Raw genomic sequence first — 12,530 nt, forward strand, 5'->3', positions numbered from 1 at the left:
CAGGGCGTCAACCTTTTATTAAAGAAAGATTTCAGGCCGCCCTCCCCCGCCCGACCAATCGTGGAACACGCCGCCACACCGGGGGAATGCGCAGCACCAGAAGGATGACCCCAATAGCGGCATACACCGCCCATTCCTTCAGGTCCGAGCGCACGATCCACAGGAAGTGCAACAAGCCCAACCCGAGAATCACATAGACCAGCCGGTGCAGCTTCTTCCACCGCGCCCCAAGCCGTCGCTGGCTATACCGGTTGGAGGTGACCGCCAGCGCCAGCAAGCCAAGAAAGCCCAAGGCACCGACAATGATGTAGGGCCGCTTGCGCAGTTCGACGCCAAACTGCCCCCAATCCAGCCCCAGGATGAACACCATGTACGCCGTCATGTGCAGCACTATATAAGCAAAGCACCACAGCCCCAGCTGTCGACGCACCACGATCCAGCCCGACCACCCCGTCAGCCGCTGCAGCGGCGTCATGCTCAGGGTGATCAACAGGAAGACCAGCGCCCCCAGGCCAAGACGGTCCACCATGATCTTGCCCGGATCAGGACCAAGCAGTCCCATGGCCGCCTCGTACAGCCACCAGATGGGGAACAGGCAACCGCACACGAAGATCGCCAGGCGCAGCCAGGGATAACGCATCAGTAATTCTTCCGCAGGTCGAGGCCGGTATAGAGCGACGCCACTTCATCGGCATAGCCGTTGAACATCAGCGTATCGCGCACATTGGGACTGAACAGCCCGCTGGGCAGGCGGCGCTCCCGCGCCTGGGTCCAACGTGGGTGGTCGACCGTCGGGTTGACGTTGGCATAGAAGCCGTACTCGTCCGGCGCCAGCCCCTGCCAGGTGGTCTGCGGCTGCTCCGCCACCAAACTGATGCGCACGATCGACTTGATGCTCTTGAACCCGTACTTCCACGGCACCACCAGGCGCAACGGCGCGCCGTTCTGGTTGGGCAACTCGCGGCCATACATGCCCACCGCCAGAATCGCCAGCGGGTTCATCGCCTCATCCAGGCGCAGACCCTCGACATAGGGCCAGTCGATCAGGGCGAAACCGGACCGCTGGCCGGGCATGCTCTTGGGGTCTTCCAGGGTTTCGAAACGGATATAGCGCGCCTTCGAGGTTGGCTCGACCTGCTTGAGCACCTCCGCCAACGGGAAACCCAGCCAGGGAATCACCATCGACCAGGCCTCCACGCAGCGCAGGCGGTAGATCCGCTCCTCGAGCTGGTGAGGCTTGATGAAGTCCTCCAGCGCATAGCGCCCGGGCTTGGCCACCTCGCCATCCACCACCAGGCTCCAGGGCTCGGTCTTCAGACTGCCGGCATTGGCCGCCGGATCGCCCTTGTCGGGCCCGAACTCATAGAAGTTGTTGTAGTGGGTGGCGTCCTTGAACGGCGTGATCGCCTCGCCACTGACGGTGACCGCCTGCCAGCGGGTACTGGCCAGCTTGTCGTTGAACCAGCCGGGGGTGGCACCGACCTCGACGTCGGCATAGCGGGACATCTCGGCAGCAGCGCCCAACCGCGGCAACGCGCCCAGGGCCGCGCCCGCCAAGCCTGCGCCCAGCAACGTGCGACGTGAGAAGTAGATTGATTCGGGGGTGATCTCCGACGCTTTGCAGTCGGACGGTCGGGGAAGCTTGATGAGCATGGCGGCTCCACAGTACGGGTCACTGATGTACACGTAAGACTATGGAGCCGGCAGGTTATTCCGCGATTAAATCCTTGTCAGGATTTACGACGGCGCGCCCGCAACAGGAACTGGATCGGTCCCGACGCGGCATAGGCAAGGAAGATCAACAGCAGGATGCGCGGCGGATCGCTGAACACCACGGCGAACACCAGCACCACGGCCAGGATCGCGACAAAGGGCACGCGGCCCTTGAGGTCGAGCTCCTTGAAGCTGTTGTACTTGATGTTACTGACCATCAGCATACCCGCGGCTGCCACCAGCAGCGCCACCAGGAACGACAGCTTGGAGCCCTGGATGCCGTAGTCGCTGAACGCCCAGACGGTACCGGCCACCACGCCGGCCGCCGCCGGGCTGGCCAGGCCGATGAAGTAACGCTTGTCGGCGGTGCCGACCTGGGTGTTGAAGCGCGCCAGGCGCAGCGCGGCGCCGGCCACATAGATGAAGGCAACCATCCAGCCGACCTTGCCCATGTCGCCCAGGGCCCAGCCGAACGCCAGCAACGCCGGCGCCACGCCAAAGGCGACCATGTCCGACAGCGAGTCGTACTCGGCACCGAAGGCACTTTGCGTATTGGTCATGCGAGCCACGCGACCGTCGAGGCCGTCGAGGACCATGGCGACGAAGATTGCGATGGCGGCGAAGGCGAAATACTTGCTCGCCTCCCGCGGATCACCCGCGCTCAGGGCGCTCTGCGCGCTCATCGAGCTGATGATGGAATAGAAGCCGGCGAACAGGTTCGCGGTGGTGAACAGGTTGGGCAGCAGATAGATACCGCGGTGACGCACCTTGCGCCCTTCGGCATCGTGGCCTTCTTCGACATGTTCATCGATAGGTAGCAGGCTTTCGGCGTCGGAGGGCTTGTTCGGCTCTTCGGGACGTTCGCTCATGAAAAGTACCTTGCAACAGGGTGGAATATGTTCGACATGGGCTCGGCAAAACCGTTCTAACAGCGAGCCACTGGTCGCTTTATACCAGAAGCTGACCGCGCAAACGAAAAAACGCGGCCGAAGCCGCGTTTTTCATTTATCGACGCAAGACTCAGTTCTTGGTCTTGTCGACGATCTTGTTGGCCGAGATCCACGGCATCATCGAGCGCAGTTGCTCGCCGATGATTTCGATGCCGTGGGCGGCGTTGTTGCGGCGCTTGGCGGTCATCGAAGGATAGTTGGTGGCGCCTTCGCTGATGAACATCTTCGCGTACTCGCCGTCCTGGATGCGCTTGAGGGCATTGCGCATGGCCTTGCGGGATTCTTCGTTGATGACTTCAGGGCCGGTGACGTACTCACCGTACTCGGCGTTGTTGGAGATCGAGTAGTTCATGTTGGCGATACCGCCTTCGTACATGAGGTCGACGATCAGCTTCAGCTCGTGCAGGCACTCGAAGTAGGCCATTTCCGGGGCGTAGCCCGCTTCGACCAGGGTTTCGAAACCGGCCTTGACCAGCTCGACGGTACCGCCGCACAGAACGGCTTGTTCACCGAACAGGTCGGTTTCGGTCTCGTCCTTGAAGGTGGTTTCGATGATGCCGGTACGGCCGCCACCGACGCCAGCGGCGTAGGACAGGGCGACGTTCTTGGCGTTGCCCGAGGCGTCCTGGTAGATGGCGATCAGGTCAGGGATGCCACCGCCCTTGACGAACTCGGAGCGCACGGTGTGGCCCGGGGCCTTCGGCGCGATCATGATCACGTCGAGGTCGGCACGCGGAACGACCTGGTTGTAGTGGATCGAGAAGCCGTGGGAGAAGGCCAGGGTGGCGCCTTTCTTGATGTTCGGCTCGATCTCGTTCTTGTACAGCTGGCCCTGGAATTCGTCCGGGGTGAGGATCATGACCAGGTCGGCAGCGGCGACGGCGGTAGCCACGTCAGCCACTTTCAGGCCATGGGCTTCTGCCTTGGCAACGGTAGCCGAACCTTTACGCAGACCGACGGTAACGTCCACACCGGAGTCCTTCAGGTTGCACGCCTGGGCGTGACCTTGCGAACCGTAGCCGATGATGGCGACTTTCTTGCCCTGGATGATGGAAAGGTCGCAGTCTTTATCGTAGAAAACTTTCATGAAATACCCCTGTTATATCTCGGCCCCAGCGGAGCCATCGCTAGTTTTTGAAGTTAGATGCTGAGCACTTTGTCGCCACGGGCAATGCCGGTGACGCCACTGCGCACGGTTTCGAGAATCGATGCGGTGCCGATGGCCTGGATGAAGCTGTCCAGCTTGTCGCTGGTGCCGCTCAGTTGCACGGTGTACACGCTGGCGGTCACGTCGACGATCTGGCCACGGAAGATATCCGTGGTGCGCTTGATTTCGGCGCGCTGGGCACCGGTGGCCTTGACCTTGACCAGCATCAGTTCGCGCTCGATGTGGGCGCTTTCCGACAGGTCGACAAGCTTGACCACTTCGACCAGCTTGTTCAGGTTCTTGGTGATCTGCTCGATCACCTCGTCATGGCCAACGGTGGTCAGCGTCAGACGCGACAGGGTCGGGTCTTCGGTCGGTGCCACGGTCAGGCTTTCAATGTTGTAGTTGCGCTGGGAGAACAGGCCGACCACGCGAGACAAGGCACCGGGTTCGTTTTCCAGCAGCAGGGAGATGATGTGCCGCATATCAGGTACGCTCCGTCTTGCTCAGCCACATGTCACGCATCGAGCCGTCCTTGATCTGCATCGGATAGACGTGCTCGGTCCGGTCGACCGCGATGTCGATGAACACCAGGCGATCCTTCATCGCGAAAGCCTCTTCCAGTTTCGGCTTGAGGTCTTTCAGGCTGGTGATGCGGATGCCCACATGGCCATAGGCCTCGGCCAGCTTGACGAAGTCCGGCAGCGACTCGACGTAGGAGTGCGAGTGGCGACCGTTGTAGGACATGTCCTGCCATTGGCGGACCATGCCCAGCACACCGTTGTTCAGGTTGACGATCTTCACCGGCAGGCCGTACTGCATGCAGGTGGACAGCTCCTGGATGTTCATCTGGATGCTGCCTTCACCGGTGACGCAGGCCACGTCCTGGTCGGGGAAGTTGAGCTTGACGCCCATGGCCGCCGGGAAACCGAAGCCCATGGTGCCCAGGCCACCGGAGTTGATCCAGCGGTTGGGTTTGTTGAAGCGGTAGTACTGCGCCGCGAACATCTGGTGCTGGCCCACGTCGGAGGTGACAAAGGCATCGCCGTTGGTCACTTCGCACAGGGTCTCGATCACCTGTTGCGGCTTGATGATGTTGCCGTCGCCCTTGTCGTAGGGGAACAGCGCACCGTCGCCGCGCCATTCGTCGATCTGCTTCCACCAGGCATCCAGCGCCGCCTTGTCGGGCTGCTCGCCGATTTCCTTGAGGATGGTGAGCATCTCGCTCAACACGCTCTCGACCGGGCCGACGATCGGCACGTCGGCCTTGATCATCTTGGAGATCGACGCCGGGTCGATGTCGATGTGGATGATCTTGGCGTTCGGGCAGAACTTGGCCGGGCCGTTGACCACGCGGTCGTCGAAACGCGCGCCGACGGCGAAGATCACGTCGGCATGGTGCATGGCCATGTTGGCGGTGTAGCTGCCATGCATGCCGAGCATGCCGAGGAACTGGCGATCGGTGCCCGGGAAGCCACCGAGGCCCATCAGGGTGTTGGTGACCGGCAGGTTCAGCGTCTTGGCGATTTCGGTGAGGGCTTCGGAGCCGCCGCCGAGGATCACGCCACCGCCGGAGTAGACGATCGGGCGCTTGGCCGCCAGGAGCATCTCGGCCGCCTTGCGGATCTGCCCGGAGTGACCACGAACAGCCGGGCTATACGAACGCAACTTGACCTTTTTCGGGTAGATGTACTCGAACTTCTCGGCCGGGTTGGTCATATCTTTTGGAATATCGACCACCACCGGGCCGGGACGGCCGGATTGCGCAAGATAGAAGGCTTTTTTCAGGACTTCGGGGATTTCCGAGGCATGCTTGATCATGAAGCTGTGCTTCACGATCGGCCGGGAGATACCGATCATGTCGGTTTCCTGGAACGCGTCGGTGCCGACCATGGTGCTGGGCACCTGGCCAGACAGGATGACCATCGGAATGGAATCCATGTAGGCGGTGGCAATGCCGGTAATGGCATTGGTCGCGCCCGGGCCGGAAGTCACCAGTACCACGCCGGCCTTGCCGGTGGCACGGGCGTAACCGTCCGCCATATGGGTGGCAGCCTGCTCGTGGCGGACCAGGATGTGCTGGACTTCCGGTTCCTTGAACAGGGCATCGTAAACATGAAGGAGAGCACCACCAGGGTACCCGTAGATGTGCTTAACGCCTTCGTCACGCAAAAAGCGGACGACCATCTCAGCGCCAGATAAAAGCTCCACGTTGTTCACCTCTAAAACGCCAGAATACCGCCCTCACTGAGCGGGTCTTAATAGGTTTACTGCCAAGCAGAGCATGAGCGAACGTCAGCACTGACTGAGCAAGTATTGGGAGTGCCCTGGTGTGTTGCGGGCCTTCCCACCCAGCGCGAGGTAACGCGTTGCGGGGTGTTACAAGTCGGCGCGGGTGTGCGCCTCATGATCTGCTTAGCGGGTCTGCTTCTGGCAGTCCCTCTACAGCGGAATCTGGATTCTTGTGATTCGGCGCGCACAAGTCAAGAGAAATTATTGCCAATTTTTCGGCAAGATGAATCTCCGCCACCACTAAAAAGGTCAGCAGCAGCAGATTTAAGAAGATTTTCATAAAAAAGGGCCACAATCTGCGGCCCTTGATGAAAAAAGAGAAGAAATCAGGCGGAGGGACTGATCAATTGGTCGAATTCTGCCAACAGCCGGCGTAGCTCGCGGCTTTGTTCCGGACGATCGACAAACACCGTCTCGGCCATGACCAGGATGCCCGAGGCATTGGGCAGCGGGTGACCGTGCTCGAGAATCAGTTTCATCCGCGGCAGGAAGATCCACTGCAGCCACTGCTCGAAGGCCATGCTGTCGACGGCGAACGGCACCACGCTGGCCAGCGCCTCGGCGCTGGGCGCGACATCGCTCCACCAGCCCTGGACCTTGAGTTCGCGCTCGATCAGCAACAGATGGTCGGCGATATCGAGGATGCGCTGTTCCATCACAGGTTGACCCGCGCCTTCTGCCGCGCCAGGGCCGCGCCGGCGCTGTCACCCTGCTTCTCGCGGGCCTGGGCGATGGTGTTCCACAGCTGGGCCTGCAGGTCGGGGCGACCGTTGGCGTAGGTCAGGGCGCGGCGCGCCAGTTGCTCGGACTGCGCGGCGTCGCCCTGCGACAGGCGCACCTGGGCCAGGCGGAACAGCACCTGCGGCTCACGTGGGGCGATGCGCTGGGCACGCTCCAGGCTCGACGCGGCGCCGTTGAAGTCGCCACTGCCCTGCTGCTGCTGGGCGGTGGTCAGCAGCGCCAGCACCGGGCCGTCGAGCTGTTCGTCGGCGGACAGGCCGCCGCCGGAGACGTTGCCCCGCGGAATCCCGGTAGGCGCGCTGGTGACCGGCGCCGGATTGCTCATCGAGGCGATGTCGAAAGGCTCGTCGGCGATCGGGTTGGGGTTGGTGCTGATCGGGCCGCTGCTGACCGGACCCGGGGTGATCGGCCCAGTGCTGATCGGTGCCGGGCCGGTACCTGCCGGGAACGACTGGATCGGCGCGCCGCCGGTCCCTTGCGGGATCATCACGGTGACGCCGGAGTCTTCCGGCAACGACCGGGCCTGGCTGCTGCCGCCGCTGGTCGGATAGGCCGACGTGCGGTTGGCCGAGACGCGCTCGCTGTTGGAGACCCGGGTGCTCGAATCGACCACCGGAATGTTGCCACGCGGGACGCTGGCACAGCCGTGCAGCACGGTCACTGCCGCCACGGCAGGAATCCACCACTTGTTCACTTCACACCCTCTTCAGAAGCTCGCGCTCAATTCATCCAGCCCTTGACCCAGTCCATCACCTCTTCGGCCGGGTTCTGCTCGCCGCCACAGGCAGCGCCAGCGGGCGGTTCACTGCCACGAATATACGGCATCTGCACCGCTCCCGGACAGCTACCGTCGGAACCCTGGCCGCTGTACGGATCGATCCAGGCCTGCACCACGTTGTCCGGCTGCGGCATGTCCAGCGGCAGCGGGTCGGCCTTCTTCATGAAGCTGGTCCACACCTGCAGCGCGCCGGTGGCACCGGTGAACGGCGTCTTGCCGTTGTCATCGCGGCCCAGCCAGACCACCGCCAGCAGGTCCTGGCTGAAGCCGGAGAACCAGCTGTCGCGCGAGTCGTTGCTGGTACCGGTCTTGCCCGCCAGGGTCAGCGAGCTTGGCAGCACGCTGTACACCGAGCGGCCGGTGCCTTCGCGCATCACCCGCTGCATGGCGTTCTGCACCAGGTAGATCGAGCCCGGGTCGAAGGTCTGCTGGATCTGGAACGGGTAGCGCTTGAGCGGCTCGCCTTCGGCGGTGAGCACACTGCGGATACCGCGCATCGGCGTGTTGAAGCCGCCGTTGGCGATGGTCTGGTACATGGTCGCGACCTGCATCGGCGACATGCCGCCGGCGCCCAGCAGCATCGACGGGAACGCCGGCCAGTCGACCTGCACGCCAAGCCGACCGATGGTCTTGATCACGTTGGGCACGCCCACTTCCAGGCCGAGCTTGGCGGTCGACAGGTTGTAGGAGTTGGCCAGGCCCTGGTACAGATAGATGGTGCCGTGAGGGCGGCGATCGTAGTTCTGCGGACGCCACACCTGGCCGTCGGCGCCCTTGACCGAGAACGGCTCGTCCTGCACCCAGCTAGTCAGGGTGAACTTGCTCGGTTGCTCCAATGCGGTCAGGTAGACCGCCGGCTTGACCAGCGAGCCGATCGGCCGCACCGCGTCGATGGCGCGGTTGAAGCCGGCGAAGCCCGACTGACGGCTGCCGATCAGCGCCTGCACTTCCCCGGTCTCGGGGTTGGTGACGACCATCGCCGATTCCACTTCGTCGGCGCCCTTGCGCCCGGCCAGGCGCTTGAAGGTCTCGCTCATGGCGGTCTCGGCCTTCATCTGCAGGATCGGGTCGAAACTGGTGAAGATGCGCAGGCCTTCTTCGGTCAGGTCTTCGTCGCGGTAGTCCTGGCGCAGCTGACGCTTGACCAGGTCGAGGAAGGCCGGGAACGAGCTGTCGGCCAGGCTGCCGCGCTTGGTCACGCCCAGCGGCATCTTCTTCGCCGCGTCGACCACATCCTGAGTCGCCACGCCCTGCTCCGCGAGCAGGTCGAGCACCAGGTTGCGCCGTTGCAGGGCGCGCTCGGGGTGACGGCGCGGATTGTAGTAGGACGGGCCCTTGACCATACCGACCAGCAGGGCGATCTGGTGCAGCTTGAGCTCCTGCAGCGGCTGGCTGAAGAAGAACTGGCTGGCCAGGCCGAAGCCATGCACCGCGCGCTGGCCGTCCTGGCCGATGAACACTTCGTTCAGGTAGGCCTCGAGGATCTCGCGCTTGTCATAGTGCACTTCCAGGAGCACCGACATCATCGCTTCGGTCAGCTTGCGGCTGAGACTGCGTTCGTTGGTGAGGAAGAAATTCTTCACCAGCTGCTGGGTCAGGGTACTACCGCCCTGGCGCATGGCGCCGGAAGAAGTGTTGACCCACACCGCCCGGGCGATGGACTTGGGCGACACACCGAAGTGGCTGTAGAAGTCGCGGTCCTCGGTGGCGATCAGGGTTTCCACCAGATATGGAGGCACCTGGTCGATCTTGATCAGGATGCGGTCTTCGAGGTTCTTCGGGTAGATGCCGCCGATCATCAGCGGCTCGAGGCGTACCACGTCGAGCTTGCCGCCATTGGCGCCGCTCAAGCCCGCGACATAGTCGCCGGAGAAGCGCACGCGCACGAATTGCGCCGGCTCCATGCCCTCGTAGAACTGGAAACCACGGGTATTGAGGTCGACGTTGTTGCCGTTGACCGACGCAGCGCCCGGGCCATTGGCCACGCCTTCACGGCGATAGCCCAAGGCATCGAGCTCGGTGAGGAAGTCGTTCTTGCTCAGCTTCTGGCCGACGAACAGCTCCAGCGGCCGGGCATATACCTTGGCCGGGATGGTCCAGCGCTTGCCGGAGAACTTCTCCTGGACGGTGGCGTCGAGGTAGACCGCGAAGCCGGCGATCACCACCAGGCCGACCAGGCTGAGCTTGAGCGCCCAGCCCAGCCAGGCGCGGGCGCGGCCGGTCGGGCGTTTTTTAGAGGTGCGGGAATTTCGGGTACGTGTCATGGCGGCGGATTATACGCACTTTGGAAAAGGGGGGCAGACGCCCCTCGGCGGTTTGCAGGGACGGCACCATTGACCATAATGTCCGATTCGAATTCCCTGACCCCTGAAGGATGATCCGTGAGCCAAGCCCTGATCAGCGCGCTACAGAACCCCGCCCTCTATCCGCACCCTGTCGCGGGCTTCCAGCTCATCGAGACGCACATCTCCTGGGTTTTGCTCACCGGCGAGTACGCCTACAAGATCAAGAAGCCGATGAACTTCGGCTTCCTCGACTTCACCGGCCTGGACCAGCGCGGGCATTTTTGTAACGAAGAGCTGCGGCTGAACCAGCGCCTGACCGAAGGCCTATACCTGGAAGTGCTGCCGATCACCGGCAGCGTCGAGGCCCCGCAGATCGGCGGCGAAGGCCCGGCGATCGAGTACGCGCTGAAGATGCGCCAGTTCCCCCAGGACCAGATGCTCAGCACCTTGCAGGCCAACGGCGAGCTGAACGCCGGCCACATCGACCAGATGGCCCGGCAGATCGCCGAGTTCCACCTGCAGGCGCCGAAAGTGCCGGTCGACCATCCGCTGGGCACCCCGGACGCGGTCATGGCGCCGGTGGAGCAGAACTTCGAGCAGATCCGCCCGTTCCTGACCGACAAGGCCGACCTGCAGCAACTGGACAACCTGCAGGCCTGGGCCCAGGACAGCTTCAAGCGCCTGCATAGCCTGCTCGAGGCGCGCAAGGCCAATGGCTTCATTCGTGAATGCCACGGCGACATCCACCTGGGCAACGCCACCCTGATCGACGGCAAGGTGGTGATCTTCGACTGCATCGAGTTCAACGAGCCGTTCCGCCTGACCGACGTCTACGCCGACGTCGGCTTCCTGGCCATGGACCTCGAGGACCGCGGCCTGAAGTGCCTGTCGCGACGCTTCATCAGCCAGTACCTGGAGCTGACCGGCGACTACCAGGGCCTGGAACTGCTGAATTTCTACAAGGCCTACCGCGCCCTGGTGCGGGCCAAGGTCGCGCTGTTCAGCCTGTCGCCCGACGCCGACGGCGTGCAGCGCGCCACCACCCTGCGCACCTATCGCAACTACGCCAACCTGGCCGAAAGCTACAGCGCCATCCCTTCGCGCCTGCTGGCCGTCACTCAGGGCGTCTCGGCGGTGGGCAAGAGCCATGTGGCGATGCGCCTGGTCGAGGCCCTGGGTGCGGTGCGCGTGCGTTCGGACGTGGAGCGCAAGCGCCTGTTCGGCAAGCAGTCGGCGGCCGACGCCGGCCAACTCGAGGCCGGCATCTACGACAAGGAAGCCAGCATCGCCACCTACCAGCGCCTGCATGAGTTGGCGGCGATCATCCTGCACGCCGGTTTCCCGGTGGTGCTCGACGCCACCTACCTCAAGCATGAGCAGCGCAAGGCGGCGGCGGACGTCGCCAGCGAGACCGGCGTGCCGTTCCTGATTCTCGACTGCCAGGCCCCCGACGCGGTGATCGCCAGCTGGCTGGCCCAGCGCCAGGCCGAAGCCATCGACCCTTCGGACGCCACCCTGGAAGTGATCCAGGCGCAGCAGGCCAGCCGCGACCCGCTGGATGCCGAGGAGCAGAAGCACAGCAAGCGCGTGAACACCCAGGAAAGTGCCAGCATGGACCAGCTGATCGAGCAGATCCGCCAGCACCTGCCCGGCCTTTGAGCCGCAAGGCGTGAAGCAGTCGACAGTTCACGCCTGAAGTCCGGCGCCCCTCCAGTGATGTCATTACAATATCATCACACCCCACGGAGGAGGCGCCGCCATGAATCAGCCCCGTCAGCTGGACAACGTCCTTTACTCGATGATCCGCGACGAGAAGATCGCGGCGTTCAACCGCGAGAAGCCCAGCGATTCGACTATCGACTTTCGCGGCGGTGATTTCCGCGGTCTCGACCTGCGCGACCTGGACGTGCGCGGCATCGACTTCACCGACGCGTACTTTCGCGCCGCCGACCTGCGTGGGCTCGACCTGCGCGAAAACGGCCTGGAGGGCGCCAGCCTCGCCCATGCGCAGATCTCCGGGACCTACTTCCCGGCTGAGCTCAGCGCCGACGAGATCCTGATGTCGGTGAAGTTCGGGACACGGATGCGTTATCGCAGCGCTCGCTAGACCGTGCCTCAGGGCAACTGTCTTCTTTAGGAATCCCGTCCTCCCAGGGATAGGGGCGCGGAGCGCTCCTACTCCTGATATGCCTGCCAAGGGTCAGCCTGATCGAATGGCTGATGTCATAGATTTAGGATCGCCTGGATCGACAAGGGCATTGATCTGCTTGCGGCTTCCGGATAGCCCTCCTGACGCACGATGAGAGTGCCCAGGAATCCCTTTAGCTGTAACAAAACGCTGCCAAATCAGGCCCAAATGGACAGTTAGAGAAACGTCCTACATGGATTTGGGAAGCCCTGTTACCCATCGAGAACCCGTTCCTCGCTAGTGTTTCTGCTCTGCGTAACCGTCGCTCGCAACTGTCCGACGATCCAGAGCAGATATCGCCTATCCAGATGCTCGATGCGGCGGTATGTGCAGCCAACCTGCCACATTCCGGAAAACGCCCATGACCCTCAGCAAGCGAATCGCCCACGTCATCGCCGAATCCGTCCTGCCCCACGACCAGTGCCAGGCCTGCGAG

Annotated in this window: 12 protein-coding genes; 2 read left to right on the forward strand and 10 right to left on the reverse strand. The window is 63.0% G+C overall.

Going from position 1 to position 12,530, the window contains the following annotated elements:
• Positions 1 to 31: 31 nt before the first annotated feature.
• The 10 genes from msrQ to mrcB form a co-directional block, all read right to left on the reverse strand.
• Entirely contained in the window at positions 32 to 640 is a 609-nt protein-coding gene (gene msrQ, locus V0R62_RS26255; RefSeq protein ID WP_330105776.1) for a protein-methionine-sulfoxide reductase heme-binding subunit MsrQ, read from the reverse strand.
• Positions 640 to 1,653: a protein-methionine-sulfoxide reductase catalytic subunit MsrP gene (gene msrP / locus V0R62_RS26260; protein ID WP_330105777.1), complete on the reverse strand. Its 1,014-nt coding sequence runs from the start codon at positions 1,651 to 1,653 to the stop codon at positions 640 to 642. The genes msrQ and msrP overlap by 1 nt, the downstream gene beginning before the upstream one ends.
• A 77-nt stretch (positions 1,654 to 1,730) precedes the next feature.
• Positions 1,731 to 2,582, reverse strand: coding sequence for a CDP-diacylglycerol--serine O-phosphatidyltransferase (pssA, locus tag V0R62_RS26265; RefSeq protein ID WP_050706953.1), 852 nt, complete (start codon positions 2,580 to 2,582; stop codon positions 1,731 to 1,733).
• Positions 2,583 to 2,733: 151 nt separating this feature from the next.
• A complete protein-coding gene (ilvC, locus tag V0R62_RS26270; protein ID WP_027917653.1) occupies positions 2,734 to 3,750 on the reverse strand; it encodes a ketol-acid reductoisomerase in 1,017 nt (338 codons plus the stop codon).
• 53 nt (positions 3,751 to 3,803) lie between these two features.
• A complete protein-coding gene (gene ilvN, locus V0R62_RS26275; protein WP_003250040.1) occupies positions 3,804 to 4,295 on the reverse strand; it encodes an acetolactate synthase small subunit in 492 nt (163 codons plus the stop codon).
• Between the two features lies 1 nt (position 4,296).
• Positions 4,297 to 6,021 carry an acetolactate synthase 3 large subunit gene (locus V0R62_RS26280; protein WP_186732766.1) on the reverse strand — a complete coding sequence of 575 codons (1,725 nt, stop codon included), beginning with the start codon at positions 6,019 to 6,021 and terminating at the stop codon, positions 4,297 to 4,299.
• A gap of 193 nt (positions 6,022 to 6,214) precedes the next feature.
• Positions 6,215 to 6,382, reverse strand: a complete 168-nt coding sequence (locus V0R62_RS26285) for a hypothetical protein (protein ID WP_280081669.1) — start codon at positions 6,380 to 6,382, stop codon at positions 6,215 to 6,217.
• Positions 6,383 to 6,428: 46 nt separating this feature from the next.
• The gene (locus V0R62_RS26290) at positions 6,429 to 6,761 is read right to left on the reverse strand and encodes a YqcC family protein (protein WP_330105778.1); all 333 of its coding nucleotides are present in this window, start codon (positions 6,759 to 6,761) and stop codon (positions 6,429 to 6,431) included.
• On the reverse strand, positions 6,758 to 7,537 hold the full coding sequence (locus tag V0R62_RS26295; RefSeq protein WP_050706955.1) for a tetratricopeptide repeat protein: 780 nt from the start codon (positions 7,535 to 7,537) through the stop codon (positions 6,758 to 6,760). Before V0R62_RS26295 ends, V0R62_RS26290 begins: the two co-directional genes overlap by 4 nt.
• 26 nt (positions 7,538 to 7,563) lie before the next feature.
• Positions 7,564 to 9,885 (reverse strand): penicillin-binding protein 1B, encoded by a 2,322-nt coding sequence (gene mrcB, locus V0R62_RS26300; protein ID WP_330105779.1) that lies wholly within the window; start codon positions 9,883 to 9,885, stop codon positions 7,564 to 7,566.
• A gap of 117 nt (positions 9,886 to 10,002) precedes the next feature.
• Between mrcB and V0R62_RS26305 the strand changes: the two genes are divergently transcribed.
• Together V0R62_RS26305 and V0R62_RS26310 are read left to right on the forward strand one after the other, a co-directional pair.
• Positions 10,003 to 11,565, forward strand: a complete 1,563-nt coding sequence (locus V0R62_RS26305; RefSeq protein ID WP_330105780.1) for a bifunctional aminoglycoside phosphotransferase/ATP-binding protein — start codon at positions 10,003 to 10,005, stop codon at positions 11,563 to 11,565.
• A 100-nt stretch (positions 11,566 to 11,665) separates the two neighbouring features.
• The gene (locus V0R62_RS26310; protein ID WP_062572758.1) at positions 11,666 to 12,013 is read left to right on the forward strand and encodes a pentapeptide repeat-containing protein; all 348 of its coding nucleotides are present in this window, start codon (positions 11,666 to 11,668) and stop codon (positions 12,011 to 12,013) included.
• Positions 12,014 to 12,530: the final 517 nt, after the last annotated feature.

This window comes from Pseudomonas carassii, assembly GCF_036324045.1.
GTDB lineage: Bacteria > Pseudomonadota > Gammaproteobacteria > Pseudomonadales > Pseudomonadaceae > Aquipseudomonas > Aquipseudomonas peradeniyensis.